Consider the following 26,905-nt stretch of genomic DNA (forward strand, 5'->3'; position numbering starts at 1 on the left):
AGCGGTCGTTAACCTGGTGGCGATGGTTAACGCTCATTAACAGGTTCGATCACCGGTGAGGGGAACCGCAGGATGCACGAGGCACCGGAGCTCCAGAGCGCGGCAGATCCCGCGTCGGAGGCCTGGCGGGCCAATGAACAGGCGCATCTCGCCCTCGTGGAGGAGCTGCGCGCCAAGCTGGCCGCGGCGGCCCTCGGCGGCGGCGAGAAGGCGCGGGCCCGGCACACCGCGCGCGGCAAGCTGCTGCCGAGGGACAGGGTGGACACACTGCTCGACCCGGGCTCGCCCTTCCTGGAGCTGGCCCCGCTCGCGGCCGACGGGATGTACGAGAGACAGGCCCCGGCCGCCGGGGTGATCGCCGGCATCGGCCGGGTCAGCGGGCGCGAGTGCGTGATCGTCGCGAACGACGCCACGGTCAAGGGCGGCACGTACTACCCGATGACGGTGAAGAAGCACCTGCGCGCCCAGGAGGTGGCCCTCGACAACCGGCTGCCCTGCGTCTATCTGGTCGACTCCGGCGGCGCCTTCCTGCCGATGCAGGACGAGGTGTTCCCGGACCGGGACCACTTCGGGCGGATCTTCTACAACCAGGCCCGGATGTCCGGCGCGGGCATCCCGCAGATCGCGGCCGTGCTCGGCTCCTGCACGGCCGGCGGGGCGTACGTCCCGGCGATGAGCGACGAGGCCGTGATCGTCCGCAACCAGGGCACGATCTTCCTGGGCGGCCCGCCCCTGGTGAAGGCGGCCACCGGCGAGGTCGTGACGGCGGAGGAGCTGGGCGGCGGAGAGGTCCACTCCCGGGTCTCCGGGGTCACCGACCACCTCGCCGAGGACGACGCGCACGCCCTCAGGATCGTCCGGAACATCGTCGCCACTCTCCCGGCCCGGCAGTCCCCGCCCTGGGAAGTCGCGCCCGTCACCGAGCCGAAGGTCGACCCGTACGGCCTCTACGGCGCGGTGCCCGTCGACTCCCGCACCCCCTACGACGTCCGCGAGATCATCGCCCGCGTGGTCGACGGCTCCCGGTTCGCCGAGTTCAAGAGCGAGTTCGGGCAGACCCTGGTCACCGGCTTCGCCCGGATCCACGGCCACCCGGTCGGGATCGTCGCCAACAACGGCATCCTGTTCTCCGAGTCCGCCCAGAAGGGCGCCCACTTCATCGAGCTGTGCGACCAGCGCGGCATCCCGCTGGTGTTCCTCCAGAACATCTCCGGCTTCATGGTCGGCAAGGACTACGAGGCCGGTGGCATCGCCAAGCACGGCGCCAAGATGGTGACCGCGGTCGCCTGCACGCGCGTGCCGAAGCTGACAGTGGTGGTCGGCGGCTCGTACGGCGCGGGCAACTACTCGATGTGCGGCCGGGCCTACTCCCCCCGCTTCCTGTGGATGTGGCCGGGCGCCAAGATCTCCGTCATGGGCGGCGAGCAGGCCGCGTCCGTGCTGGCGACCGTCAAGCGGGACCAGCTGGAGGCGCGCGGGGAATCCTGGCCCGCCGAGGACGAGGAGGCGTTCAAGGCGCCCATCCGCGCGCAGTACGAACGCCAGGGCAACGCCTACTACGCCACCGCCCGGCTCTGGGACGACGGCGTCATCGACCCGCTCGAGACTCGTCAGGTGCTGGGCCTCGCCCTGACGGCCTGCGCCAACGCGCCTCTGGGAGACCCCCAGTTCGGCGTCTTCCGGATGTGAGGAGGGGAACCGTGTTCGACACAGTGCTGGTGGCCAACCGGGGCGAGATCGCCGTACGCGTCATCCGAACGCTCCGCTCGCTGGGCGTGCGCTCGGTGGCGGTCTTCTCCGACGCCGACGCCGACGCGCGGCACGTCCGGGAGGCCGACACGGCGGTACGGATCGGTCCGGCGCCGGCCGCCGAGAGCTATCTGTCGGTGGAGCGGCTGCTTGAGGCTGCCGCCCGCACCGGCGCCCAGGCCGTCCACCCCGGCTACGGCTTCCTCGCGGAGAACGCGGGCTTCGCCCGCGCCTGCGAGGAGGCGGGGCTGGTGTTCATCGGCCCGCCGGCGGACGCCATCGCGCTCATGGGCGACAAGATCCGTGCCAAGGAGACGGTGCAGGCGGCCGGGGTGCCGGTGGTGCCGGGCGGCCGTGACCCCGAGCTCGCCGAGGCGGCCCGCGCGCTGGGCGCGCCCGTGCTGCTCAAGCCCTCCGCCGGGGGCGGCGGCAAGGGCATGCGGCTGGTGCGGGACATGACCGTGCTTGAGGAGGAGATCGCCGCCGCCCGCCGCGAGGCCCGCGCCTCCTTCGGCGACGACACCCTGCTGGTGGAGCGGTGGGTCGACCGGCCCCGGCACATCGAGATCCAGGTGCTGGCCGACGGCCACGGCAACGTGGTCCACCTCGGCGAGCGCGAGTGCTCCCTCCAGCGGCGCCACCAGAAGATCATCGAGGAGGCGCCGAGCGTGCTCCTCGACGAGAGGACCCGGGCCGCGATGGGCGAGGCGGCCGTACAGGCGGCCCGTTCGTGCGGGTACCGGGGCGCGGGCACGGTGGAGTTCATCGTCCCGGGCGGCGACCCTTCGCAGTACTACTTCATGGAGATGAACACCCGTCTCCAGGTGGAACACCCGGTCACCGAACTCGTCACCGGGCTGGACCTGGTGGAGTGGCAGCTGCGGGTGGCCGCCGGGGAGCCGCTGGGGTTCGCGCAGGAGGACCTGCGGCTGACCGGCCACGCGGTGGAGGCCCGGATCTGCGCGGAGGACCCCGCGCGCGGGTTTCTGCCGTCCGGTGGCACGGTCCTGCTGCTGAACGAACCGCAGGGCGACGGCGTGCGCACCGACTCCGGGCTCACCGAGGGCACCGAGGTCGGCAGCCTGTACGACCCGATGCTGTCCAAGGTGATCGCGTACGGCCCCGACCGCGAGACGGCGCTGCGCAAGCTCCGTTCGGCGCTCGCGGAGACGGTCACGCTGGGCGTGCAGACCAACGCGGGCTTCCTGCGCCGGCTGCTCGCGCACCCGGCGGTCGTCGCGGGCGAGTTGGACACGGGCCTGGTCGAGCGCGTCGTGGACGAGCTGGTCTCCACGGACGTGCCCGAGGAGGTGTACGAGGCGGCGGCGGCCGTACGCCTGGAGCGGCTGAAGCCGCGTACGGAGGGCTGGGTCGACCCCTTCTCGGTGCCGAGCGGCTGGCGCCTGGGCGGTACCCCGAGGCCGCCCGCCTTCCACGTGCGGGTGCAGGACCCGGTGGCGTACACGCCCCGGGGCACCCACACCGTCACCGGCGACCGCGTGACCGTCACCCTCGACGGCGTCCGGCACACCTTCCACCGGGCCGGTGACTGGATCGGCCGCGACGGCGATGCCTGGCAGGTGCGCGACCACGACCCGGTGGCCGCGTCGCTGAACCGCGCGGCCCACGCGGGCGCCGACTCGCTCACCGCGCCCATGCCCGGCACTGTGACGGTGGTCAAGGTGGCCGTCGGCGACGAAGTGGCCGCCGGGCAGAGCCTGCTGGTGGTGGAGGCGATGAAGATGGAGCACGTCATTTCCGCCCCGCACGCGGGCACGGTCGCCGAACTGGACGTGACACCGGGCACGACGGTCGCCATGGACCAGGTGCTGGCCGTCATCGCCCCCGAGGAGGCGGCGGAATGAGCGTCGACGGTCTGCCCATGGTCGTACCGGCCCCGGGCCTGCCCGCGCGGGTGCGGATCCACGAGGTCGGCGCGCGGGACGGGTTGCAGAACGAGAAGACGGCCGTGCCGACGGCGGTGAAGGCGGAGTTCATCCGGCGGCTGGCCGGCGCGGGCCTGACGACGATCGAGGCGACGAGCTTCGTGCACCCGAAGTGGGTGCCCCAACTCGCCGACGCCGAGGAGCTGTTCCCGCTGGTGAGCGAGGTTCCCGGGGTGGCCCTCCCGGTGCTGGTCCCCAACCGGCGCGGTCTGGACCGGGCGCTGGCCCTCGGCGCCGAGCGCGTCGCCGTGTTCGCCAGCGCCACCGAGTCGTTCGCGAAGGCCAACCTCAACCGCACGCTGGACGAGTCGCTGGCGGTGTTCGAGCCGGTGGTGCGGGAGGCCAAGGACCGGGGCGTGCACGTGCGCGGCTATGTGTCCATGTGCTTCGGCGACCCGTGGGAGGGCGCGGTGCCGGCGCACCAGGTGGCCCGGGTCTGCACGGCCCTGCGGGACATGGGCTGCGACGAGCTGAGCCTCGGCGACACGATCGGCGTGGCCACGGCCGGTCAGGTCCGGGAGCTGCTCGGCCTGCTGAACGAGCGGGGGGTGCCGACGGACGTGATCGGCGTGCACTTCCACGACACCTACGGCCAGGCGCTCGCCAACACCCTGGCGGCGCTGCAGCACGGCGTCACCACGGTCGACGCGTCCGCCGGCGGCCTCGGCGGCTGCCCGTACGCCAAGTCCGCCACCGGCAACCTCGCCACCGAAGACCTCGTCTGGATGCTGCACGGACTCGGCATCGAGACGGGGGTCGACCTCGGCCGTCTGACCGCCACCAGCGTGTGGATGGCCGAACAGCTGGGCCGGCCCAGCCCGTCCCGTACCGTCCGCGCTCTCTCCCACAAGGACCAGTGATCAGCATGGACCACCGTCTCAGCCCCGAGCTGGAGGACCTCCGCCGCACGGTGGAGGAGTTCGCGCACGATGTCGTGGCGCCGAAGATCGGCGACTTCTACGAGCGGCACGAGTTCCCGTACGAGATCGTCCGTGAGATGGGCCGCATGGGCCTGTTCGGGCTGCCGTTCCCGGAGGAGTACGGCGGCATGGGCGGCGACTACCTGGCGCTCGGCATCGCGCTGGAGGAGCTGGCCCGCGTCGACTCGTCGGTGGCCATCACCCTGGAGGCGGGGGTCTCGCTGGGCGCGATGCCGCTGCACCTGTTCGGCACCCAGGAGCAGAAGCGCCAGTGGCTGCCCCGGCTCTGCGCGGGCGAGATGCTGGGCGCGTTCGGTCTGACGGAGCCGGACGGCGGCAGCGACGCGGGGGCGACCCGTACGACGGCCCGCCTCGATCCGGACACGGACGAGTGGGTGATCAACGGCACGAAGTGCTTCATCACCAACTCGGGCACGGACATCACGGGGCTGGTGACCGTCACCGCCGTCACCGGGCGCAAGCCGGACGGCCGGCCGGAGATCTCGGCGATCATCGTCCCGTCGGGCACGCCGGGCTTCACGGTGGCGGCGCCCTACTCGAAGGTCGGCTGGAACGCGTCGGACACGCGCGAGCTGTCGTTCACCGACGTCCGGGTCCCGGCCGCCAACCTGCTGGGTGAACAGGGCCGTGGCTACGCCCAGTTCCTGCGCATCCTGGACGAGGGCCGCATCGCCATCGCGGCCCTGGCGACGGGCCTGGCCCAGGGCTGCGTGGACGAGTCGGTCAAGTACGCCAAGGAACGTCACGCCTTCGGCAAGCCCATCGGCGCGAACCAGGCGATCCAGTTCAAGATCGCCGACATGGAGATGAAGGCCCACACGGCCCGCCTCGCCTGGCGCGACGCCGCCAGCCGTCTGGTGGCCGGCGAGCCCTTCAAGAAGGAGGCGGCCCTGGCCAAGCTCTACTCCTCCACGGTCGCCGTCGACAACGCCCGCGAGGCCACCCAGATCCACGGCGGCTACGGCTTCATGAACGAGTACCCGGTGGCCCGCATGTGGCGCGACTCCAAGATCCTGGAGATCGGCGAGGGCACGAGCGAGGTCCAGCGCATGCTGATCGCCCGTGAACTGGGCCTGGTGAGCTGACCGGGCACCCGCCCCGCCGCACACGGGACCGACAGCCCCCGGCTGTCGGTCCCGTGTCATGTGTGCGGCTGCCGCACAGGACGCGCACCGCCAACTCCGGGCCGGCCGGGAGTCGTCCACGACGCGCGCGCCGGGTGAACCCGCCCCCTGGACATCTACTGAGGTTAGGCTAACCTACCTTCGAACTTGTCCGGCGGGCGCTTCGCCCCGTTCGAAAGCAGTCATACCCATGCCCCATGCCCGTGTCACCCACCTCACTCGCCGTGGCCTGCTCGCCGCCGGCGGCGCCCTCGGACTCGGTGCCGCGCTCGCCGCCTGCGGGGACGACAAGGGCAAAGACAGCGGCTCCGGCACGGAGGCGAAGGCCGGCAAGTCCGGGCCCTGGTCGTTCAAGGACGACCGCGGCACGACCGTGAAGCTGGACAAGGTCCCCGCGAACATCGTCGCGTTCACCGGTGTCGGCGCCGCGCTGTACGACTACGGCATCCAGGTGAAGGGCGTCTTCGGCCCGACGAGGACCACCGCGGGCAAGCCCGACGTCCAGGCCGGCGACATGGACATCAGCAAGGTGACGGTCCTCGGCAACACCTGGGGCCAGTTCAGCATCGAGAAGTACGCCTCCCTCGCCCCGGACGTGCTCATCTCCACGATGTTCGACGACGCCGGCACCCTCTGGTACGTCCCCGAGGAGTCGAAGAAGAAGATCGCCCAGCTCGCCCCCAGCGTCGGCATCTCCGTCTACGACCGCCAGCTCACCGCGCCGCTCCAGCGCATGTGGGACCTCGCCGAGTCGCTCGGCGCGGACATGAAGGCCGCGAAGGTCACCGACGCCAAGAAGCGGTTCGAGGAGGCCGCCGCCCGGCTGCGCGCCGCCGCCAAGGCCAAGCCCGGCATCAAGGTGATGGCCGGCAGCGCCAGCGACCAGCTCTTCTACGTCTCCGGCACCAACCTCTCCATCGACCTGGAGTACTTCAAGGCCCTCGGCGTGAACTTCGTGGAGCCGCCGGAGAGCGCCAAGAAGCAGGGCGGTGGCTGGTACGAGTCGCTGAGCTGGGAGAACGTCGACAAGTACCAGGCCGACATCATCATGATGGACGACCGCTCCTCGGCGATCCAGCCCGCCGACATCACCAAGGCCACCTGGAAGAAGCTGCCCGCGGTGAAGGCGGGTCAGGTCATCGCCCGGTCCCCCGAGCCGATCCTGTCCTACGACAAGTGCGTGCCGCTGCTGACGAACCTGGCGGAGGCCCTGGAGAAGGCCAAGAAGGTCAGCTGACCGCCAAGCACCTCTGACAAAGCCCTGAACCCCACTCTCAGGAGCCACACATGACGACGGCCGTAGCCGCCCCGTTCCGTTTCTTCGCCCTGCAGGTCGTACGGACGAGGCGGCTCGGTCCGTCCCTGGTCCGGGTCACCTTCGGCGGAACCGATCTGCACGCCTTCCACTCGGACGGCCGGGACCAGTCCCTGTCGCTCTTCCTCCCGCATCCCGGACAGGCCGAACCCGTCGTCCCCCTGGAGCTGGGCGAGCGCTGGTGGCAGGGGTGGCGGGAACTCCCGGACGACGTACGGGCGGTGATGCGCTCGTACACGCTGCGGGCGCTGCGCCGTGACCCCGACGAGATCGACATCGACTTCGCCCTGCACGGCGTGGAGCCGGGCGCGGCCACGCCCGCCGGCCCCGCGTCCCGCTGGGCCGCCCGCGCCGCCGCCGGCGACCGGGTACTGCTGCTCGGCCCGGCCGTGGCCGACAACCGGGCGATCCGGTTCCGCCCGCCCGAGGACACCGGTCCCGTCGTGCTGTGCGGCGACGAGACCGCCGTACCGGCCGCGACCGCGATCCTCGAAGCACTGCCCGCCGGCACCCGGGCCCGGGCCTGGCTGGAGGTGCCGCACGCCGGTGACGTCCAGGACGTGCGCACGGAGGCGGACGCGGAGATCACGTGGCTCGTACGGCACGACGGGTCCCCCATGGCCGTCGACGCCGTACGAGCCGCTCCCCTGCCGGACGCCGAGCGGGCGTACGTGTGGATCGCCGGGGAGTGCAACCAGGTCAAGGCGCTCCGGCGGCACTTCGTGGGTGAGCGCGGGGTGGACCGGCGGCGTGTCACCTTCGTCGGCTACTGGCGGCAGGGGATGACGGAGGAACAGCTCCGGGCCGCGGAACAAACCTGACCCTTCGTGACATCGGTCACGGGTCAAGGCATGCCCCGACCCGTGAAATTTAGGTTAGCCTTACCTAAGTTGATCTCGCACGGACCGTCCCCTCGGAGGACCCCCACATGCGCTCGCACCTGCTCAATGGCCTCACCGCGGAGCACTACCGCCGCTCCGTGACCGAAGGAGTCGAGCGGGTGGCGGCCAAACTCGCCACCACCGACCGTCCGTTCACCGGCGTCACCGTGGACGCCCTCTCCCCCGCCATCGACGCGATCGACCTCGACCGTCCGCTGGGCGACACCACCGCCGCCCTCGACGAACTGGAGGACGTCTACCTCCGGGACGCGATCTACTTCCACCACCCCCGCTACCTCGCCCACCTCAACTGCCCGGTCGTCATCCCGGCGGTGCTGGGCGAGGCCGTGCTCTCCGCGGTCAACTCCTCGCTGGACACCTGGGACCAGTCGGCGGGCGGCACCCTCATCGAGCGCAAGCTCGTCGACTGGACGGCCGCGCGCATCGGCCTCGGCCCGGCCGCCGACGGCGTCTTCACCTCCGGCGGCACCCAGTCCAACCTCCAGGCGCTGCTGCTGGCCCGGGAGGAGGCCAAGCCAGGGCGGGAAGAGGGGGACTCGCTCGGGCGCCTGCGCGTCTTCGCCTCCGAGGCCGGCCACTTCAGCGTCAGGAAGTCCGCGCGACTGCTCGGGCTCGGGCCGGACGCCGTCGTCGCCGTCCCCGTCGACCACGACAAGCGCATGCAGACGGTCGCCCTCGCCCGTGAGCTGGAGCGCTGCCGGCAGGACGGCCTGACCCCCATGGCCGTCGTCGCCACCGCCGGCACCACCGACTTCGGCTCCATCGACCCGCTTCCGGAGATCGCCGAGCTGTGCGCCCAGTACGGCGTCTGGATGCACGTCGACGCGGCCTACGGCTGCGGACTGCTCGCCTCCCTGAAGTACCGGGACCGCATCGACGGCATCGAACGCGCCGACTCGGTCACCGTCGACTACCACAAGTCCTTCTTCCAGCCGGTCAGTTCGTCCGCCGTGCTGGTCCGGGACGCGGCCACCCTGCGGCACGCCACCTACCACGCGGAGTACCTCAACCCGCGCCGGATGGTGCGGGAACGCATTCCCAACCAGGTGGACAAGTCCCTCCAGACCACCCGCCGCTTCGACGCCCTGAAGCTGTGGCTCACCCTGCGCACGATGGGCGCCGACGGCATCGGGCAGCTCTTCGACGAGGTGTGCGACCTGGCTCAGGAGGGCTGGAAGCTGCTCGCGGCCGACCCCCGCTACGACGTCGTCGTCGAGCCCGCCCTCTCCACCCTCGTCTTCCGCTACGTCCCGGCGGCCGTCACCGACCCGGCCGAGATCGACCGCGCCAACCTCCACGCCCGCAAGGCCCTGTTCGCCTCCGGCGACGCCGTGGTCGCGGGCACCAAGGTGGGCGGCCGCCACTACCTGAAGTTCACCCTGCTCAACCCCGAGACCCGGGCGGCCGACATCGCCGCCGTCCTCGATCTGATCGCCGGCCACGCCGAGCAGTACCTGGGAGAGTCCCTTGACCGCGCGTCCTGAAGCCCACAGCGAGACCCACGACTTCGTGGGGATCGGGCTCGGCCCCTTCAACCTCGGTCTCGCCTGCCTCACCGAGCCGATCGCCGAACTGGACGGCGTCTTCCTGGAGTCCAAGCCCGACTTCGAGTGGCACGCCGGCATGTTCCTGGACGGCGCCCACCTCCAGACCCCGTTCATGTCGGACCTGGTCACCCTGGCCGACCCGACCTCGCCGTACTCCTTCCTGAACTACCTGAAGGAGAAGGGCAGGCTGTACTCGTTCTACATCCGTGAGAACTTCTATCCGCTGCGGGTCGAGTACGACGACTACTGCCGCTGGGCCGCGAACAAACTGAGCAGCGTCCGCTTCGGCACCACGGTCACCGAGGTGACGTACGAGGACGGGCGGTACGTCGTCCGCACCGACGCCGGGGACGCCTACCGGGCCCGGCACCTGGTCCTCGGCACCGGCACGGTCCCCTTCGTGCCCGAAGCGTGCCAGGGCCTGGGCGGCGACTTCCTGCACACCTCCCGGTACATGCACCGCAAGGCGGAGCTGCTGGAGAAGAGGTCCATCACGATCGTCGGCAGCGGCCAGAGCGCGGCCGAGATCTACCACGAGCTGCTCGCCGGGGTCGACGTCCACGGCTACCAGCTCAACTGGGTCACCCGCTCCCCGCGGTTCTTCCCGCTGGAGTACACCAAGCTGACCCTGGAGATGACCTCCCCGGACTACGTCGACTACTTCCGGGCGCTGCCCGAAGAGACCCGCTACCGGCTGGAGAAGCAGCAGAAGGGCCTGTTCAAGGGCATCAACTCGGACCTCATCGACGCGATCTTCGACCTGCTGTACCAGAAGAACGTCGAGAGCGGCGACCGTCCGGTCCCCACCCGGCTGCTCACCAACTCCACGCTGCGGACGGCGACGTACCAGGACGGGACGTACACCCTCGGCTTCCACCAGGACGAGCAGGGCAAGGACTTCGAGATCCGCACCGAGGGCCTGGTCCTGGCCACCGGCTACCACTACACCCCGCCGGCCTTCCTCGCCCCGGTCCTAGGCCGGCTCCGCTTCGACGGCCACGGCCGCTTCGACGTCGCCCGCAACTACTCCATCGACGTCACCGGCCGCGGGGTCTTCCTGCAGAACGCCGGCGTCCACACCCACAGCATCACCAGTCCCGACCTGGGCATGGGCGCGTACCGGAACGCGTACATCGTCCGTGAGCTGCTCGGCACGGAGTACTACCCGGTGGAGAAGACCATCGCCTTCCAGGAGTTCGCGGTATGACCGGCACAACCACGACCTTCACGTTCCGTCCCGTCGACCCGCTGACCGACGCCGAGCTGCTGCACTCCTGGGTCACCCATCCCAAGGCGGCGTTCTGGATGATGCGGGACGCACGGCTGGAGGACGTCGAGCGCGCCTACAGGGAGATCGCGGCGGACGAGCACCACCACGCGCTGCTCGGGCTGCGGGACGGCACGCCCGTCTTCCTGATGGAGAAGTACGACCCCGCGCACCGGGAGCTGGCCGGGCTGTACGAGCCGCGGCCGGGCGATGTCGGCATGCACTTCCTGACCCCGGCCACCGACACCCCTGTGCACGGGTTCACCAGGGCCGTCATCACCGCGGTCATGGCCCATCTCTTCGAGGACCCGGCGGTGCGGCGGGTCGTCGTCGAGCCGGACGTCCGCAACGAGGCGGTGCACGCCCTGAACGCGGCCGTCGGGTTCGTGCCCGAGCGGGAGATCGACAAGCCGGAGAAGCGGGCGCTGCTGAGCTTCTGCACCCGCGAGCAGTTCGAGGAGGCGGTGACCGCATGACCCTCGCCGACGCCGTGGCCCATCTGTCCCCCGAACGCTGGGCGACCGCCAACCGGCTGCTGCTGCGCAAGGCGCTCGCCGAGTTCGCACACGAGCGGCTGATCACGCCCGAGGAGGACGGCGGCCGGTACGTCGTCCGCAGCGACGACGGGCACACCACCTACCGGTTCAGCGCCGTGCGGCGGGCCCTCGACCACTGGGAGATCGACCCCGGTTCCCTCACCCGGCACCGCGACGGCACCGAACTCCCGCTGGCCGCACTGGACTTCTTCATCGAGCTGAAGGAGTCGCTGGGGCTGAGCGACGAGATCCTGCCGGTCTACCTGGAGGAGATCTCCTCCACCCTCTCGGGCACCTGCTACAAGCTCACCAAACCCCGCGTGACCTCCGCGGAACTGGCGCGGAGCGGCTTCCAGGCGATCGAGACGGGGATGACCGAGGGCCACCCGTGCTTCGTCGCGAACAACGGGCGGCTCGGCTTCGGCGTCCACGAGTACCTGTCGTACGCGCCGGAGACGGCGAGCCCCGTGCGGCTGGTGTGGCTGGCCGCGCACCGCTCGCGGGCCGCGTTCACGGCCGGCGCCGGGATCGAGTACGAATCCTTCCTGCGGGAGGAGCTGGGCGAGAAGACGGTGGAGCGGTTCCGCGCCGTCCTCACCGACCGGGGCCTGGACCCCGCCGACTACCTGTTCATCCCGGTCCACCCCTGGCAGTGGTGGAACAAGCTCAGCGTCACGTTCGCCGCCGAGGTGGCCCGCCGGCACCTGGTCTGCCTGGGCGAGGGCGACGACGAGTATCTGGCCCAGCAGTCGATCCGCACCTTCTTCAACTCCAGCGACCCGCACAAGCACTATGTGAAGACCGCCCTGTCGGTCCTCAACATGGGCTTCATGCGCGGCCTGTCCGCCGCCTACATGGAGGCGACCCCGGCCATCAACGACTGGCTGGCCGCGCTGATCGACAGCGACCCGGTGCTGAAGGCGACGGGTCTGTCCATCATCCGGGAGCGGGCCGCCGTCGGCTACCGGCACCTGGAGTACGAGCGGGCCACCGACCGTCACTCGCCGTACCGCAAGATGCTGGCCGCGCTGTGGCGGGAGAGCCCGGTGCCCTCGCTGCGGGACGGCGAGACCCTCGCCACCATGGCCTCGCTGCTGCACGTGGACCACGAGGGCGCCTCCTTCGCGGGCGCGCTGATCGAGCGGTCGGGCCTGGCCCCGGTGGAGTGGCTGCGGCAGTACCTGCGGGCCTACTACACCCCGCTGCTGCACAGCTTCTACGCCTACGACCTGGTGTTCATGCCGCACGGCGAGAACACGATCCTGGTGCTGCGGGACGGGGCCGTGCAGCGGGCGGTCTACAAGGACATCGCCGAGGAGATAGCCGTCATGGACCCGGACGCGGCCCTGCCGCCGGAGGTCCGGCGCATCCGCGTGGAGGTCCCCGAGGACAAGAAGCTGCTGTCCGTCTTCACGGACGTCTTCGACTGCTTCTTCCGCTTCCTCGCCGCCCACCTCGCCGCCGAGGGCGTCCTGGAGGAGGACGACTTCTGGCGCACGGTCGCCGAGGTCACCCGCGAGTACCAGGAGGCGAACCCGGAGCTGGCCGGCAAATTCCGCCAGTACGACATGTTCGCCCCCGAGTTCGCGCTGTCCTGCCTGAACCGTCTCCAGCTGCGCGACAACAAGCAGATGGTGGACCTCGCCGACCCGTCCGGCGCGCTCCAGCTGGTCGGCACCCTGAGGAACCCGATCGCCGGTTTCTGACGACCGCACAGACCTGACGGGCACCCCGGAGTACGGTCCTCCGGGGTGCCCGTCGGCCTTCGGGTCAGCGTGCCGGCCAGGGCACCTGCGGTGAGCGGTAGTAGTGGATGCCGAGGGCGTCCCAGCGGGGGCCCTGTGCCGCCAGCCGGACCCGGTAGGCGTTCCAGTCGTGGGTGGCCGCCGGTGACCAGCCCAGCTCGGCCGCGCCGGCGAGCCGGGGGAACGCCATGTACTCGATCTCGGCGGTGTTCGTCACGTTCTCCGTCCACAGGGGTGCCTCGACGCCCCGGACCGCCGAGGCCGGCACCCCGGCGAGATAGGCGCCCGGATCCCAGTCGTACGACCGCTTCACCTCCACCAGGCCCGCCCAGTCCTGACCGGGGCCGGTGTCCCGCGTGTACTTCATGTCGAGGTAGGTCCGGTCGGCCGGGGACAGGATCAGGCCCGTGCCGTTCCGGGCGGCCTGGGCGACCTGTGCCTTCTCCGCCGCGCTGGTGTCGTCCAGGCCCCAGTACTGGGCGAGGGCGCCCTTCGCCGGGTGCGCGCCGGTGAGCTGGTGCCAGCCGATGACCGTCTTGCCGTAGCGGGCGACGACCGGCTGCGCCCGGTCCATGAACGTCACGTAGTCCGCGTGGCTGGTGGAGTGCGCCTCGTCGCCGCCGATGTGCAGATAGCGGCCGGGGGTGAGGGCGGCCAGCTCCCGGACGACGTCGTCCACGAAGTCGTAGGTGACCTCCTTGGGCACGCACAGCGAGCTGAAGCCGACCTCGGTGCCGGTGTACAGCGGTGGTGCCACGCCGTCGCAGTTGAGCCGGGCGTAGGAGGCGAGGGCCGCGTTGGTGTGGCCGGGCATGTCGATCTCGGGCACGACCTCCAGGTAGCGGGAGGCCGCGTACCGCACGATCTCCCGGTAGTCGGCCTTGGTGTAGTGGCCGCCCGGGCCGCCGCCGACCTGGGTGGAGCCGCCGTAGGAGGCCAGGCGCGGCCAGGAGTCGATCGCGATGCGCCAGCCCTGGTCGTCGCTGAGGTGCAGATGCAGCTCGTTGACCTTGTAGAGCGCCAACTGGTCGATGTACCGCTTCACCTGGGCGACCGTGAAGAAGTGCCGGGAGACGTCGAGCATGGCGCCCCGGTAGGCGTAGCGGGGGCGGTCCTGCACGGTGCCGCCGGCGATCAGCCAGGGGCCGGGCTGGACGGTCTTCCTCTCGACGGCCGCCGGGAGGAGCTGGCGCAGGGTCTGCACGCCGTGGAAGAGCCCGGCGGGGGTGCGCGCGGTGAGGGTGACACCGCCCGCGCCGCTGTGCAGCCGGTAGCCCTCGGCGCCGAAGTCGCCCTGTCCCAGCCTGAGTCGGATGCCGCCGGTGCCGTGGTCGGTGACCGGCAGCGGATAGCCTGTGGCCGGGCGCAGCAGGCCGGCCAGGTAGTCGCCGATGCGGCGGACCTCGGCGGATCCGTCGACGCGGACCCGGGTGTCCCGGGTGATGCGGTACGGCGTTCCGCCCGGGGTGACCGAGGCCGGGGCCGGGACCACGCGGTTCAGGGGGGTCGGGGTGGCGGCCTGCGCCGTGCGGTCCGCGCCGAGGGTGCCGACGCCGGCCGCCGCGAGCAGCAGCAGCAGGGAACCGAGGACGTGGGACAGGCGGGGAGTCGTGCCGTGGTTCCGTCTCACAAGCGCTCCCTTCGGAAGGGGGTGACCGTCAGAGATGGTCGAGACCACTGTCCCGCAGATCGGGTGGAACAATCCCCGCATGGCGGAAATCATCCAGAAGGACGGTACTTGGGCCTTCGACGGGGACGCCCTGCGCCTCACCCCGGGCCGGGACAAGAACGTGGGCCTGCTCCGCCGCGAGCTGGGCGAACTCATCGTACCGCTCGGCGCTTTGGCGGGTGTCTCCTTCGAACAGGGCCGCAAGTCGGGGCGGCTCAGGCTGCGGCTGCGCGACGGCGCCGACCCGCTGCTGCACGCCACCGGGGGCCGGCTCGCCGAGCCGCACGACCCCTACCAGCTCATGGTGGAGCCCGACCGGTACGGCGTCGCCGAGTACGTCGCCGACGAGGTGCGCAACGCCCTGCTGCTGGACGGGGTGTCGCCGGACCCGGTCGACGGGTATCTGCTGCCGGGCCCGTCCCTGCCGGTGTCCGCCTCGGCCGGGGACGGCACGGCGGGCTTCGACGGGGAGCGGGTGCGGCTGGAGTGGAACTGGAAGGCCGAGGAGGCCAAGGCCTCCGCCGGGCCGCGCACGATCCCCCTCGCGGACATCACCGGCGTCGAGTGGCAGCCGGCGGCCGGCCTGGAGAACGGGCACCTGCGGTTCCTCGTGCGTGGCGCCCCGGTCACCGCACCGCCCAAGTACGACCCGAACGCGGTCGAGCTGTGGGGCTTCAAGAAGGATCCGCTGATGGCACTGGTCGCGGCGGCCGTGCAGGCGCGTCTGCCGCATCCTTCGGCGGCGGAGCCGGACGTACGGCAGGACGCGCCCCGGCCGGGCACGGAGCCCGCCGGGGACGACCACGACGTGCTGCTGCGCCGGCTGCGCGAGCTGGGTGAGCTGCACCGTGACGGGGTGCTGACGGACGAGGAGTTCGCCCTGGCCAAGGGGGCGGTCCTCAAGCGCCTGTGAGAAGGCGCTCGAGGACCGCGTGCTCGGCCGAGGCCTACTGGGCCTTGCGGGACACCGTGAAGTGGTCGATGCGGTCGCCGGTCTCGGCGATGCCCGACACCGTCAGAGTGGTCTGCCGGCCCTTCGGCGCGGGCGCGACGTCCACGCGCAGGAAGGAGTAGTTGAGGTAACGCACCCGGGACCAGGCGACGGTCTCGTCGACCTTGCCGTCCTTGGTGTTGACGAACGAGGCCACGGAGTCGGTCTCGTGCTCGTGCCCCTCGTAGGAGTCCGGGGCGGAGAACGCGTACAGGCTGCGGCCGGCCGCGCCCGCGGTGACGTAGACCACACCGTCGGTCTCGGGGTAGGCCGTGCCGCCGATCGGCAGCTTCCTGGTGACCTTGCCCGCCTTGATGACGTCGGTGCGCTCGTACTGGTGGTTGTGGCCGTTGATGACCAGGTCCACCGTGTACTTCTCGAACAGCGGCACCCACTCCTGGCGCACGCCGCCCTCCGAGGCGTGCGCGGTGGAGGTGCAGTAGGCGCAGTGGTGGAAGAAGACGACGATGAAGTCGACGTCCTTCGACGCGCGGAACTTCTTCAGCTGGCCTTCCAGCCATTTGGTCTGGGTTCCGCCGGATATGCCGAGGTTCGCCGGGATCTCGAAGGAGACGTCGTTGGCGTCGAGCGAGATGACCGCCGTGTTGCCGTAGACGAAGGAGTAGACGCCCGGCAGGTTCTTCTTGTCGGGGCCGTTGTCCGGGAGGGTCCAGCGGGCTTCCTCGCCGCCGTAGCCGTTGGGCGAGTACCAGGCCTCCATGTCGTGGTTGCCGTACGCGGGCATCCACGGGACCTGCTTGGCGACCGACTCGGTCTGGTACAGGAACTGGTCCCAGGTGCGCGAGTCGAAGCCGGTGTCGCTGGTCTTGCCCGCGCCGGCCGGGTCGCCGTAGGCGATGTCGCCGGCGTGCAGGTGGAAGGCCGGGTTCTGGCCGAGGATCAGGGCGTTGTTGGCCAGGCCGTGGTAGCCGACGCCCTCGTCGCCGAAGGCGGTGAAGGTGAACGGAGCCTTGTGGGCGGGGGCGGTGGTGAACGTGCCCACCGTGCCCAGCAGGTGCGGCTCGGCCGGGTCGAAGCCCTCGTGGCCGACGCCGTAGTAGTAGGTCTTGCCGGGGCGCAGGTGGGTCAGCTTGGCGTGCAGGTAGTACTGGGTGTGGTCGCCGCTCGCGCCGACACCGGCCGGGGTGTAGAGGGTGCGGACCTCGGCCTCGATCTTGCGCGAGAGGTCCCAGGGGTGGGCGCCGATGCGGATGAACGGCTTCTTGACGGCGACCGGGACCTGCCAGGAGACGGTGATCTCGGTGCGCGGGTCGTTGCCGTAGGCGAGGTGGCGGCCGAAGGGGGCGACGAGGGCCCCGTCGACGTGCTCGGTGGCGGGGGCGGTCCCCTGGGTCGGCACGGCCGCCTGGGCGGTGGCGCCCGGCACGAACGCGCCACCCGCGACGGCGCCCAGCGTGACCGCGCCGCCCCTGATCATGGTGCGCCGCGAGAATCTGGCGCGCAGGTACTCATGCTGCTCGGCCATGCTCATGCGCGCGGCCAGCTTCTCGGGTACTCCCATACGAGGAATGTCCATGGCGTCTGAAACTCGTCTGTTCGGGCAACGAGTCGCAGGACGCGGGATGGACAGCTCACGAACAGAGCCCCATAAGAGTTTCAACAGCCGCTTGCCCGGAATCGGGCACGATTCTTGCGAAACAGGCGCCGGTACTCCAGGATCTACCGGGTGCACGACGAACTTGTTGATCACCTGACGCGGTCCACGCCCCTCAGCCGGGGCGAGGCGCTGCGTGTGGTCCAGGACGTGCTCGCCTACTTCGACGAGACGATCCAGGAGTTCGTCCGCCGCCGCCACCGTGAACTCCAGGCCCAGGGCCTGGTGAACACGGAGATCTTCGAACGGATCGGGGCGGACCTGAAGTACCGGGCGGTGGCGCCGCCGGAGCTGACGCTCAGGCAGCTGCGCCGCATGGTCTACGGCTGAAACCAGCCGGAACCCGGCCGGCGACAGCCCGGCCCAGCGACAGCCAAGGGATACCTCTATATATGTGCGGAATTGTCGGATACATCGGGAAGCGTGACGTCGCCCCCCTCCTCCTGGAGGGCCTCCAGCGCCTGGAGTACCGCGGCTACGACTCCGCGGGCATCGTCGTCACCTCCCCGAAGACGCCCGGCCTGAAGATGGTCAAGGCCAAGGGCCGGGTGCGCGACCTGGAGGCCAAGGTCCCGGCGCGCTTCAAGGGCACCACCGGTATCGCCCACACCCGCTGGGCCACCCACGGCGCCCCGTCCGACGTGAACGCCCACCCGCACATGTCGGCCGACAGCAAGGTCGCCGTCGTCCACAACGGCATCATCGACAACGCCTCCGACCTGCGCCGCAAGCTGGAGGCCGACGGCGTCGAGTTCCTCTCCGAGACCGACACCGAGGTCCTCACCCACCTCATCGCCCGCTCGCAGGCCGGGAAGCTGGAGGACAAGGTCCGCGAGGCCCTGCGGGTGGTCGAGGGCACGTACGGCATCGCGGTCATGCACGCCGACTTCTCCGACCGCATCGTGGTGGCCCGCAACGGCTCCCCGGTCGTCCTCGGCATCGGCGAGAAGGAGATGTTCGTCGCATCGGACATCGCCGCCCTGGTCGCCCACACCCGGCAGATAGTGACGCTGGACGACGGCGAGATGGCCACCCTCAAGGCCGACGACTTCCGCACGTACACCACCGAGGGCACCCGTACCTCGGCCGAGCCGACCACCGTGGAGTGGGAGGCGGCGTCGTACGACATGGGCGGTCACGACACCTACATGCACAAGGAGATCCACGAGCAGGCCGACGCCGTGGACCGCGTACTGCGCGGCCGCATCGACGACCGGTTCTCCACCGTGCACCTCGGCGGCCTCAACCTGGACGCCCGCGAGGCCCGGCAGATCCGCCGCGTGAAGATCCTCGGCTGCGGCACCTCGTACCACGCGGGCATGATCGGCGCCCAGATGATCGAGGAGCTGGCCCGCATCCCCGCCGACGCCGAGCCCGCCTCCGAGTTCCGCTACCGCAACGCGGTCGTCGACCCCGACACCCTGTACATCGCGGTCTCCCAGTCCGGTGAGACGTACGACGTGCTGGCCGCCGTGCAGGAGCTGAAGCGCAAGGGCGCGCGGGTCCTCGGCGTGGTCAACGTCGTCGGCTCGGCGATCGCCCGCGAGGCCGACGGCGGCATCTACGTGCACGCCGGCCCCGAGGTCTGCGTCGTCTCGACCAAGTGCTTCACCAACACCACGGTCGCCTTCGCCCTGCTCGCCCTGCACCTCGGCCGCACCCGCGACCTCTCGGTCCGCGACGGCAAGCGGATCATCGAGGGCCTGCGCAAGCTGCCGCAGCAGATCACCGAGATCCTGGACCAGGAGGAGGAGATCAAGAAGCTGGCGGAGAGCTACGCCGACGCCCGCTCGATGCTCTTCATCGGCCGCGTCCGGGGCTACCCGGTGGCCCGCGAGGCCTCCCTGAAGCTCAAGGAGGTCTCCTACATCCACGCCGAGGCCTACCCCGCCTCCGAGCTGAAGCACGGCCCCCTGGCCCTCATCGAGCCGGCCCTCCCCACGGTCGCGATCGTCCCCGACGACGACCTGCTGGAGAAGAACCGCGCGGCCCTGGAGGAGATCAAGGCCCGCGAGGGCAAGATCCTCGCGGTGGCCCACCAGGACCAGGAGAAGGCGGACCAGACGATCATCGTCCCGAAGAACGAGGACGAACTGGACCCGATCCTGATGGGCATCCCCCTGCAACTCCTCGCGTACCACACGGCGAAGGCCCTCGGCCGGGACATAGACAAGCCCCGCAACCTCGCCAAGTCGGTGACGGTGGAGTAGCGGACGCAAGACAGAACGGACCCCCACGTGTGCCACCTTTCACGTGGGGGTCCTTTCCGTGCTGCTCGACTTCAGCCGGCGGCCGTCACCCCCCGGCCCGCAGCACGCCCCGGAAGGGCCGTCGGCCAGTGGGCGAGCGCCGCCGTCGCCGCGTACCAGGCCACCGCCCCCGAGGCGACGGCCACCCACCCCCCGGCCTTCGCGAGAGCGGAACTGTCGGCGAAGGCCGCCACGGCCAGCACCACCATCGCCAGGAACAGCAGCCCGTGCAGGAGCTGGCCGAGGGTGTCCCCGCCGGCGACGGTCAGCGTGAGGGCGACCAGGGCGAACAGCAGCAGGAGGAGTCCGGCCGCGTTGGCCGAGCCGTGGTCCGACACGGCCCAGGTGAACCACAGGGCGCCGAGGGCGACGTACCCCACGCCGGAGGCGCCGTCACGCAGGGCCAGCAGACCGACCAGGAACAGGGCGACTCCGCCCACGTAGTGGGCCACGGTCACGGCGTCGGCGGCACCCACGCCGTCGATGACACCGGTCGTGCCCAGCCCGAATGCCAACAAGGTGATCGCCAGGGCCAGTCGGCCGACCACGGTGGTGCTCACGCTTCCCGCAGAGACGTCGTTGTCCACGGCGGGCTCCCTTCATGCATGTGCAGTTGTGCGGTGACCGGTATATGCCCTTCACAAGGGCACAAACACCTTCTACGCATGAGTAATCCACGCGTGCACAAAGGGAAGTGACGAGGCGTGAGGTCGCCCGAGGCGGTTACGGGATGACGATCACGGGCCGCTGCGCCCGCTTGGCGAGCCGCCCCGCGACCGAGCCGAAGATCCGGCCGACGATGCCGTGCGTGGAGCCGACCACGATCGCGTCGGCCTCGTACTCACGGCCGACCTCTTCGAGTTCGTGGCAGATGTCGCCGCCCCGCTCGACCAGGATCCAGGGGACCTCGGCCAGGTAGTCCGCGCAGGCCAGCTCCAGCCCCAGGACCTCCGTGCGGTGGTCCGGCACGTCCACGAAGACGGGCGGCTCGCAGCCGGCCCACACCGTCGTGGGCAGCCGGTTGGCGACATGCACGATGATCAGGCCGGAACGGGAACGGTGGGCCATGCCGATCGCGTAGGCGAGGGCGCGCTCACTGGAGGTGGAGCCGTCGAAGCCGACGACGACTCCGTGCCGGAAGGCGGGGTCGCAGGAAGGGCGTGACTCTGCCGCCGCCAGGGGATCGGCCGCCGTGGGGTCGGCGACCGGCCGCTTGCGGTCCGCGGGTTCGAAGAATTCGTGACCGGCCATGGCTGTCTCGGCGTTGTGATCCTTTATGGATGGGACGACAGTGTGCGGCGGAAGCGTGCTGCGGAGCTGTGTCCGGGAAACATCTTCACAAGCCCATACCCCCAAGGGTACGGCGGCACGCCTCCTGAGCCCAGATACCGCGCACGCTGCGTGAGCGGTCCCCGACGTCCGTAGGGGTTCACCGGAGCATGCACGAGCCGCGCCCGTAACGCAATGGTTGCTGCCCCGTACAGGCGGTTTGCACAGGATTCACAGATGCGCGTTCGGTGACCGACCGGTCGGACGGACGTTGAACCGGGGTGAGCCACCGCCACAGGGAGTACCAGATGCCCGGAGCCCGACCCCGCCGCGACCCTCGCCCCGCACCGGACAGCGCGGGCGATGTGATCCGCTGGGCCGCCTTCAGCTGCGTGCTCGTGCCCGTGGTCCTCCTCTGGTACGGCACCTCGCTGGCCGGCGCCGCGGGCACCGCGTCGGGCCTCGCCGCCGTCACGGCGGCCTGCCGGGTGCTGCTGCGCCGTTCCGAGCGCTGTGCCGAGCGTTGCGCCGCGCAAAGAGGCGGACGTCACACCCGGGAGCAGACACCGGTCGACTGACCTGTTTCCGCACCTGCGAGCGCTGCTTTTCAGCCAACTTCTGGATATCGACCAGGAGGGGTCCCCACCACCCCCCAACCCCCGTTCCACCTGCACGGAAAGGGTCTACGGGCCGCTGCGCACCCTACGCGGTTTGGCCACTGCGACAAGGCGCACTTCCCTGCACGCCTCGCGAGTGCAACGCTTCGTGATCGAATGCTTCACGCCAAGTTGTCATGTCGACAATGTGCCGCGTGTGGAACTGGTCACCGCACGACCGCGGGAGCCAGTAGATTCGATCTTGACTGTCTTACGGCGGGGGACTCGTGCAGGACCGAGGGGAAACGTGCAGGAGCGACACAACCGAGGAGCCGCGACCACCGAGGGGGGCTTAGCAGTATGAGCCACGACTCCACTGCCTCGCCGGACGCCGCAGCCCGGAAACTGTCCGGGCGACGCCGCAAGGAGATCGTCGCGGTGCTGCTGTTCAGCGGCGGCCCCATCTTCGAGAGTTCCATTCCGCTGTCGGTGTTCGGGATCGACCGCCAGGACGCCGGCGTGCCGCGCTACCGCCTTCTGGTGTGTGCCGGCGAGGAAGGCCCGCTGCGGACCACAGGGGGCCTGGAACTCACCGCGCCGCATGGGCTGGAGGCGATCTCACGCGCCGGGACGGTCGTCGTACCGGCCTGGCGTTCGATCACCTCGCCGCCGCCGGAGGAAGCACTGGACGCGCTGCGCCGGGCACACGAGGAGGGCGCCCGCATCGTCGGGCTGTGCACGGGCGCGTTCGTGCTCGCGGCGGCCGGACTGCTGGACGGCCGCCCGGCGACCACGCACTGGATGTACGCACCGACACTGGCCAAGCGCTATCCGTCGGTGCACGTCGATCCACGCGAACTGTTCGTCGACGACGGCGATGTGCTGACGAGCGCGGGTACGGCGGCCGGAATCGATCTCTGTCTCCACATCGTGCGGACGGACCACGGCAACGAGGCGGCCGGCGCGCTCGCCCGGCGCCTGGTGGTCCCGCCGCGCCGGTCGGGCGGCCAGGAGCGCTATCTCGACCGGTCTTTACCCGAGGAGATCGGCGCCGACCCGCTCGCCGAGGTCGTCGCCTGGGCGCTGGAACACCTCCACGAGCAGTTCGACGTGGAGACACTGGCGGCACGCGCCTACATGAGCCGCCGCACGTTCGACCGCCGGTTCCGCTCGCTGACGGGCAGCGCGCCGCTGCAGTGGCTGATCACACAGCGCGTGCTCCAGGCCCAGCGCCTGCTGGAGACGTCGGACTACTCCGTGGACGAGGTGGCGGGCCGCTGCGGGTTCCGCTCGCCGGTGGCCCTGCGCGGCCACTTCCGCCGCCAGCTCGGCTCCTCCCCCGCCGCCTACCGGGCCGCCTACCGGGCCCGCCGGCCGCAGGGCGACAAGCCGGGTGAGGCGGAAGCGGCCGTACCGCAGGCCGGCCAGCAGGGCGCGCCCACGGGCCTGCCCGGCCCCGGCCCGGTGAACCCGGCCCCGATGCTCCACGAGCACCGGGACAGCGGGGTGCCCCTGCAGAGCCGCCGAGCCGCGGCGGGCGCGGTGGGCCTGCTGCCGGGTCCGCGCAGCGGTAACTGAGCGCGACGGAAAGGGGGCGGTTTCCTCCCGCCCCCTTTCCCACGTCTGCTCACGTCCGGGACGGCAGCGCCCGGCGAGCCCGGCACCAGCACGGGGGCATCCAAAAGCTCAGGTCCGCTTTAGGGTGGTCGCATGAACGATCGCATGGTGTGGATCGACTGCGAGATGACCGGCCTCTCGCTGTCCGACGACGCTCTCATCGAGGTGGCCGCCCTCGTCACCGACTCCGAGCTGAACGTACTCGGCGAGGGGGTGGACATCGTCATCCGCCCGCCGGACCGGGCGCTGGAGACGATGCCGGAGGTGGTGCGTCAGATGCACACCGCGTCCGGGCTGCTCGCCGAGCTGGAGAGCGGCACGACCCTCGAGGACGCCGAGGAGCAGGTCCTCTCCTATGTCCGGGAGCACGTGAAGGAGCCCGGCAAGGCCCCGCTGTGCGGCAACTCGGTCGGCACCGACCGCGGCTTCCTCCTCCGTGACATGCCGACCCTGGAGGACTACCTCCACTACCGGATCGTCGACGTCTCCTCGATCAAGGAGCTGGCCCGCCGCTGGTACCCGCGGGCGTACTTCAACAGTCCGGAGAAGAACGGCAACCACCGGGCCCTCGCCGACATCCGCGAGTCGATCGCCGAGCTGCGCTACTACCGCGAGGCCATCTTCGTGCCGCAGCCCGGGCCGGACTCCGAGACCGCGAAGGCGATCGCCGCCAAGCACGTCCTGCCCGCCCGCTAGCCGCCACGGGCGCCGCGCGAAAACCTGTGCGCGAGCACCCCTTCGGACCCTGTAGACTTCTTCTCGGCCGGTCGGGGAGAGCACTCCTCGAACAGCCGGTCGTGGTGGGTGTAGCTCAGCTGGTAGAGCACCTGGTTGTGGTCCAGGATGTCGCGGGTTCGAGTCCCGTCACTCACCCTGAGTAATCAGCCGGTGACTCCGTCGTAGGACGGGTCACCGGCTGTTTCGTTGTCCGGGCCCCCGCGCGCCGGCGTCCCGCACCGGCCGGGGGTGCGGATCCGGCCGGTGCGGGACGTCACGACGACGCCCGGACCACCAGTTCCGTCGGCAGGACCGCCTGATGCCGGTCGAGGCCACGGGACGCCGCCGGGCGGCGGTCCGCGATCTCCGTGAGGAGGAGGTCGATCATCGCGCGGCCCATCTCCTCGATGGGCTGGCGGACGCTGGTGAGCGGCGGGTCCATGTGCCGGGCGATGGCGGAGTCGTCGTACCCGACCAGCGCGACGTCGTCGGGGATGCGGCGGCCCGCCTCGCGCAGCACCTGCCGGGCGCCGGCCGCCATCACGTCCGAGCCGGCGAAGACGGCGTCCAGGTCGGGGTGGCGGGACAGCAGGGTCGTCATCGCCCGGCGCCCGCCCTCATCGGTGAAGTCACCCTGCTCGATGAGGAGTTCGTCCACCGGGTGGCCCGCCTCGCGCAGGGCGTCGCGGTAGCCGTCGACGCGGCGCTGGGCGCCGTAGACGTCCAGGCGGCCGGTGATGTGCGCGATCCGGCTGCGGCCCCGGCCCAGCAGGTGCTCCACGGCCGAGCGGGCGCCGCCGTAGTTGTCGGAGTCCACCGAGGGCAGCGACTCGGCCGCCGAGCGCGGGCCGCTGATCACGGCCGGGATCTCCAGCTGGGCGAGCAGGTCCGGCAGCGGGTCGTCGGCGTGGACGGAGACCAGGAGGACGCCGTCCACGCGGTGGGCCGCCAGGTACTGGGCCAGGCGCTGCCGCTCGCGGTCGCTGCCGGCGAAGATCAGCAGCAACTGCATCTCGGTGTCGGAGAGTTCGGCGCCGACCCCGCGCAGCATGTCGGAGAAGTACGGCTCCGCGAAGAACCGGGTCTCCGGTTCGGGGACGACCAGCGCGATGGCGTCGGTGCGGTTGGCCGCGAGGGCGCGGGCGGCGGTGTTGGGCACGTAGCCGAGTTCGGCGACGGCCGCCTCCACCGCGGCGCGGGTGGCGTCGCTGACCCGGGGCGAGCCGTTGATCACCCGGGAGACGGTGCCCCGCCCGACCCCGGCCCGGGCGGCGACCTCTTCCAGGGTCGGCCGCCGGCCGCCCCGGCCTCTCCCACCGTTGCCTGCCATGGTCGCCGCCTTCCGTTCACCGCCGTTCAGGCCAGGAATGTAACAGCCATGACGGGAGCACCTTCGGTTCCGTCCACCGCGGCGGCCACGGCCGGTGTCCGGCCGTGCCCGCCGCACGGCGTCGGTCAGGCGGGCAGGGCGTTGTTCCGGATCACGTCGGCGTACCAGTGGGCGCTGGCCTTGGGAATGCGGCGCTGGGTGGCGTAGTCGACGTAGACGGTGCCGAAGCGCTTCGAATAGCCGTAGGACCACTCGAAGTTGTCCAGCAGCGACCACAGGAAGTAGCCGCGCACGTCGGCGCCGTCGGCGATGGCGCGGCGGACGGCGTCCAGGTGGGAGTGGAGGTAGGCGATCCGCTGCGGGTCGTTGACCCGTCCCTCCGGGGAGACGTAGTCGTCGAAGGCGGCGCCGTTCTCGGTGACCATCAGCGGAAGCTGCGGGTGCGAGGCCGCCAGTCCGGTCAGCAGCGTGTGCAGTCCGCTCGCGTCGATCGCCCAGTTCATCGCGGTGAGATCGTCGTTGGCCAGGTGGAAGGCGACGTGCTCGGAGCCGGTCCACGGGGAGTGGTCGCTGACGCCGTGGCCGTCGTTGCGGGTGCTGGCGGAGCCGTCGGCGGGCAGGGAGACCACGGTCGGCGAGTAGTAGTTGACGCCGAGCACGTCGATGGGCCGGGAGATCTCCGCCAGGTCCCCGTCCTGCACGAGCTGTCCCCAGTCGACCAGGTGCGCGGTGTCGGCCAGCAGGTCCTCGGGGTAGGCGCCGTCCAGGAGGGGGCCGGTGAAGATCCGGTTGCCGACCGCGTCGATGCGGCGCGCGGCCTCGGCGTCCCCGGGGCTGTCGGTGAGCGGGCGCACCTGGTGCAGGTTCAGGGTGATCGAGGTCTGGGCGGACGCCGGCAGGACGGCGCGCAGCGCGCCGACGGCCTTGCCGTGGGCCAGGTTGAGGTGGTGCGCGGCGCGCAGGGTGGCGGCCGGGTCGGTCCGCCCCGGCGCGTGCACGCCGGAACCGTAGCCCAGGAACGCCGAGCACCAGGGTTCGTTGAGGGTGGTCCACACGCCGACCCGGTCGCCGAGGGCGCGGGCCATGATGTCGGCGTAGTCGGCGAAGCGGTGGGCGGTGTCGCGGTGCGGCCAGCCGCCGACGTCCTCAAGCTCCTGCGGCAGGTCCCAGTGGTAGAGGGTGGCCACGGGCGTGATGCCCGCCTCCAGGAGCTCGTCGGTGAGGCGGCGGTAGAAGTCCAGGCCACGCTCGACGGCGGGGCCGCGGCCGGTGGGCTGGACCCGGGACCAGGAGATGGAGAAGCGGTAGGCCCTGAGGCCGAGTTCCTTCATCAGGGCGACGTCGTCGCGGTACCGGTGGTAGTGGTCGGCGGCGATGTCACCGGTGTCGCCGTTGCGCACCTTGCCGGGAGTGTGGCTGAAGGTGTCCCAGATGGAGGGGGTGCGGCCGTCCTCGGCGGCGGCGCCCTCCACCTGGTAGGCGGCGGTGGCGGCACCCCAGACGAAGCCGGTCGGGAAGGAGGTGTCCGAGGCCGGCTGGGCCGTGGTCTCGGGTCGTACGGCGGTCATGGTGAGAACGCTCCCAAAGGGGGTGAGAAACGGACGACGGACGGCGGTCCGGCGGTGCGGGAGTAAGGGGAGGAAGAGAGGGCGAGGTGCGCGGGCAGCGGCGCGGCCCGGGGGCGCCCGGTCCGGTACGGCCCGCTGCGGGGCGGGCTGTGCGGGCGGTACCGGACCGGACACGAGGGCGGGCCGACGTCAGGCGGCGCACGCCGGCGACG

The 26,905-nt window shown here is 71.0% G+C and carries 22 protein-coding genes and 1 tRNA gene; 17 read left to right on the forward strand and 6 right to left on the reverse strand.

What is annotated here, in order from left to right; translation table 11 throughout:
• Positions 1-72: 72 nt before the first annotated feature.
• The 10 genes from OO52_RS33435 to OO52_RS33480 all read left to right on the forward strand — a co-directional run bounded on the left by OO52_RS33435 (position 73) and on the right by OO52_RS33480 (position 13,033).
• On the forward strand, positions 73-1,689 hold the full coding sequence (locus OO52_RS33435; RefSeq protein WP_030650798.1) for a carboxyl transferase domain-containing protein: 1,617 nt from the start codon (positions 73-75) through the stop codon (positions 1,687-1,689).
• Positions 1,690-1,700: 11 nt separating this feature from the next.
• A complete protein-coding gene (locus OO52_RS33440; protein WP_030650800.1) occupies positions 1,701-3,614 on the forward strand; it encodes an acetyl/propionyl/methylcrotonyl-CoA carboxylase subunit alpha in 1,914 nt (637 codons plus the stop codon).
• The gene (locus OO52_RS33445) at positions 3,611-4,555 is read left to right on the forward strand and encodes a hydroxymethylglutaryl-CoA lyase (protein ID WP_030650802.1); all 945 of its coding nucleotides are present in this window, start codon (positions 3,611-3,613) and stop codon (positions 4,553-4,555) included. The genes OO52_RS33440 and OO52_RS33445 overlap by 4 nt, the downstream gene beginning before the upstream one ends.
• 5 nt (positions 4,556-4,560) lie before the next feature.
• Positions 4,561-5,721 (forward strand): acyl-CoA dehydrogenase family protein, encoded by a 1,161-nt coding sequence (locus OO52_RS33450; protein WP_030650804.1) that lies wholly within the window; start codon positions 4,561-4,563, stop codon positions 5,719-5,721.
• A 229-nt stretch (positions 5,722-5,950) separates the two neighbouring features.
• Positions 5,951-6,997: an ABC transporter substrate-binding protein gene (locus tag OO52_RS33455; protein ID WP_030650806.1), complete on the forward strand. Its 1,047-nt coding sequence runs from the start codon at positions 5,951-5,953 to the stop codon at positions 6,995-6,997.
• Positions 6,998-7,047: 50 nt separating this feature from the next.
• A complete protein-coding gene (locus OO52_RS33460) occupies positions 7,048-7,896 on the forward strand; it encodes a siderophore-interacting protein (RefSeq protein WP_030650808.1) in 849 nt (282 codons plus the stop codon).
• A gap of 107 nt (positions 7,897-8,003) precedes the next feature.
• A complete protein-coding gene (desA, locus tag OO52_RS33465; RefSeq protein WP_030650810.1) occupies positions 8,004-9,461 on the forward strand; it encodes a lysine decarboxylase DesA in 1,458 nt (485 codons plus the stop codon).
• The gene (locus OO52_RS33470; protein ID WP_030650813.1) at positions 9,445-10,731 is read left to right on the forward strand and encodes a lysine N(6)-hydroxylase/L-ornithine N(5)-oxygenase family protein; all 1,287 of its coding nucleotides are present in this window, start codon (positions 9,445-9,447) and stop codon (positions 10,729-10,731) included. Before desA ends, OO52_RS33470 begins: the two co-directional genes overlap by 17 nt.
• Complete coding sequence (locus OO52_RS33475) at positions 10,728-11,267, forward strand: GNAT family N-acetyltransferase (protein WP_030650814.1); 540 nt, start codon at positions 10,728-10,730, stop codon at positions 11,265-11,267. Before OO52_RS33470 ends, OO52_RS33475 begins: the two co-directional genes overlap by 4 nt.
• Positions 11,264-13,033, forward strand: a complete 1,770-nt coding sequence (locus tag OO52_RS33480) for an IucA/IucC family protein (RefSeq protein ID WP_030650818.1) — start codon at positions 11,264-11,266, stop codon at positions 13,031-13,033. The genes OO52_RS33475 and OO52_RS33480 overlap by 4 nt, the downstream gene beginning before the upstream one ends.
• 64 nt (positions 13,034-13,097) lie before the next feature.
• Here OO52_RS33480 and OO52_RS33485 read toward each other — a convergent pair whose 3' ends face one another.
• Complete coding sequence (locus tag OO52_RS33485) at positions 13,098-14,702, reverse strand: beta-N-acetylhexosaminidase (protein WP_030650821.1); 1,605 nt, start codon at positions 14,700-14,702, stop codon at positions 13,098-13,100.
• Positions 14,703-14,781: 79 nt separating this feature from the next.
• Here OO52_RS33485 and OO52_RS33490 point away from each other — a divergent pair, with 79 nt between their 5' ends.
• Positions 14,782-15,654 (forward strand): DUF4429 domain-containing protein, encoded by an 873-nt coding sequence (locus tag OO52_RS33490; RefSeq protein WP_030650824.1) that lies wholly within the window; start codon positions 14,782-14,784, stop codon positions 15,652-15,654.
• Between the two features lie 34 nt (positions 15,655-15,688).
• On the opposite strand, the gene OO52_RS33495 is transcribed toward OO52_RS33490, so the two are convergent.
• Positions 15,689-17,254: a purple acid phosphatase family protein gene (locus tag OO52_RS33495; RefSeq protein WP_030650827.1), complete on the reverse strand. Its 1,566-nt coding sequence runs from the start codon at positions 17,252-17,254 to the stop codon at positions 15,689-15,691.
• Between the two features lie 165 nt (positions 17,255-17,419).
• On the opposite strand from OO52_RS33495, the gene OO52_RS33500 reads away from it, so the two are divergent.
• Entirely contained in the window at positions 17,420-17,677 is a 258-nt protein-coding gene (locus OO52_RS33500; protein ID WP_030650829.1) for a hypothetical protein, read from the forward strand.
• A gap of 62 nt (positions 17,678-17,739) precedes the next feature.
• Entirely contained in the window at positions 17,740-19,557 is a 1,818-nt protein-coding gene (gene glmS / locus OO52_RS33505; protein WP_030650833.1) for a glutamine--fructose-6-phosphate transaminase (isomerizing), read from the forward strand.
• Positions 19,558-19,628: 71 nt separating this feature from the next.
• Here glmS and OO52_RS33510 read toward each other — a convergent pair whose 3' ends face one another.
• Together OO52_RS33510 and OO52_RS33515 are read right to left on the reverse strand one after the other, a co-directional pair.
• Complete coding sequence (locus tag OO52_RS33510) at positions 19,629-20,183, reverse strand: hypothetical protein (RefSeq protein ID WP_030650836.1); 555 nt, start codon at positions 20,181-20,183, stop codon at positions 19,629-19,631.
• Between the two features lie 136 nt (positions 20,184-20,319).
• Positions 20,320-20,847 carry a universal stress protein gene (locus OO52_RS33515; protein WP_030650839.1) on the reverse strand — a complete coding sequence of 176 codons (528 nt, stop codon included), beginning with the start codon at positions 20,845-20,847 and terminating at the stop codon, positions 20,320-20,322.
• Positions 20,848-21,173: 326 nt separating this feature from the next.
• On the opposite strand from OO52_RS33515, the gene OO52_RS33520 reads away from it, so the two are divergent.
• The 4 genes from OO52_RS33520 to OO52_RS33535 all read left to right on the forward strand — a co-directional run bounded on the left by OO52_RS33520 (position 21,174) and on the right by OO52_RS33535 (position 23,951).
• Positions 21,174-21,443, forward strand: a complete 270-nt coding sequence (locus OO52_RS33520) for a hypothetical protein (protein ID WP_196944953.1) — start codon at positions 21,174-21,176, stop codon at positions 21,441-21,443.
• Positions 21,444-21,821: 378 nt separating this feature from the next.
• Positions 21,822-23,039, forward strand: coding sequence for a helix-turn-helix domain-containing protein (locus tag OO52_RS33525; protein WP_030650845.1), 1,218 nt, complete (start codon positions 21,822-21,824; stop codon positions 23,037-23,039).
• A gap of 132 nt (positions 23,040-23,171) precedes the next feature.
• Positions 23,172-23,774, forward strand: coding sequence for an oligoribonuclease (gene orn / locus OO52_RS33530; protein WP_030650848.1), 603 nt, complete (start codon positions 23,172-23,174; stop codon positions 23,772-23,774).
• A 104-nt stretch (positions 23,775-23,878) separates the two neighbouring features.
• Positions 23,879-23,951 (forward strand) — tRNA-His (locus OO52_RS33535).
• A 118-nt stretch (positions 23,952-24,069) separates the two neighbouring features.
• On the opposite strand, the gene OO52_RS33540 is transcribed toward OO52_RS33535, so the two are convergent.
• Both OO52_RS33540 and OO52_RS33545 read right to left on the reverse strand, forming a co-directional pair.
• The gene (locus OO52_RS33540) at positions 24,070-25,125 is read right to left on the reverse strand and encodes a LacI family DNA-binding transcriptional regulator (protein WP_030650851.1); all 1,056 of its coding nucleotides are present in this window, start codon (positions 25,123-25,125) and stop codon (positions 24,070-24,072) included.
• A gap of 125 nt (positions 25,126-25,250) precedes the next feature.
• The gene (locus tag OO52_RS33545; protein ID WP_030650854.1) at positions 25,251-26,693 is read right to left on the reverse strand and encodes a GH1 family beta-glucosidase; all 1,443 of its coding nucleotides are present in this window, start codon (positions 26,691-26,693) and stop codon (positions 25,251-25,253) included.
• Between the last annotated feature and the right edge of the window lie 212 nt (positions 26,694-26,905).

The organism is Streptomyces flaveolus (genome assembly GCF_000716535.1).
Classification (GTDB): Bacteria; Actinomycetota; Actinomycetes; order Streptomycetales; family Streptomycetaceae; genus Streptomyces; species Streptomyces flaveolus_A.

Coding starts and splice junctions, on each gene's coding strand:
- OO52_RS33450 (WP_030650804.1), top strand. CDS start 4,561: ATGGACCACCGTCTCAGCCCCGAGCTGGAGGACCTCCGCCGCACGGTG.
- OO52_RS33525 (WP_030650845.1), top strand. CDS start 21,822: ATGAGCCACGACTCCACTGCCTCGCCGGACGCCGCAGCCCGGAAACTG.
- OO52_RS33520 (WP_196944953.1), top strand. CDS start 21,174: ATGCCCGGAGCCCGACCCCGCCGCGACCCTCGCCCCGCACCGGACAGC.
- OO52_RS33540 (WP_030650851.1), bottom strand. CDS start 25,125: ATGGCAGGCAACGGTGGGAGAGGCCGGGGCGGCCGGCGGCCGACCCTG.
- OO52_RS33455 (WP_030650806.1), top strand. CDS start 5,951: ATGCCCCATGCCCGTGTCACCCACCTCACTCGCCGTGGCCTGCTCGCC.
- desA (WP_030650810.1), top strand. CDS start 8,004: ATGCGCTCGCACCTGCTCAATGGCCTCACCGCGGAGCACTACCGCCGC.
- OO52_RS33445 (WP_030650802.1), top strand. CDS start 3,611: ATGAGCGTCGACGGTCTGCCCATGGTCGTACCGGCCCCGGGCCTGCCC.
- OO52_RS33475 (WP_030650814.1), top strand. CDS start 10,728: ATGACCGGCACAACCACGACCTTCACGTTCCGTCCCGTCGACCCGCTG.
- OO52_RS33490 (WP_030650824.1), top strand. CDS start 14,782: ATGGCGGAAATCATCCAGAAGGACGGTACTTGGGCCTTCGACGGGGAC.
- OO52_RS33495 (WP_030650827.1), bottom strand. CDS start 17,254: ATGGGAGTACCCGAGAAGCTGGCCGCGCGCATGAGCATGGCCGAGCAG.
- glmS (WP_030650833.1), top strand. CDS start 17,740: ATGTGCGGAATTGTCGGATACATCGGGAAGCGTGACGTCGCCCCCCTC.
- OO52_RS33515 (WP_030650839.1), bottom strand. CDS start 20,847: ATGGCCGGTCACGAATTCTTCGAACCCGCGGACCGCAAGCGGCCGGTC.
- OO52_RS33460 (WP_030650808.1), top strand. CDS start 7,048: ATGACGACGGCCGTAGCCGCCCCGTTCCGTTTCTTCGCCCTGCAGGTC.
- OO52_RS33435 (WP_030650798.1), top strand. CDS start 73: ATGCACGAGGCACCGGAGCTCCAGAGCGCGGCAGATCCCGCGTCGGAG.
- OO52_RS33480 (WP_030650818.1), top strand. CDS start 11,264: ATGACCCTCGCCGACGCCGTGGCCCATCTGTCCCCCGAACGCTGGGCG.
- orn (WP_030650848.1), top strand. CDS start 23,172: ATGAACGATCGCATGGTGTGGATCGACTGCGAGATGACCGGCCTCTCG.
- OO52_RS33545 (WP_030650854.1), bottom strand. CDS start 26,693: ATGACCGCCGTACGACCCGAGACCACGGCCCAGCCGGCCTCGGACACC.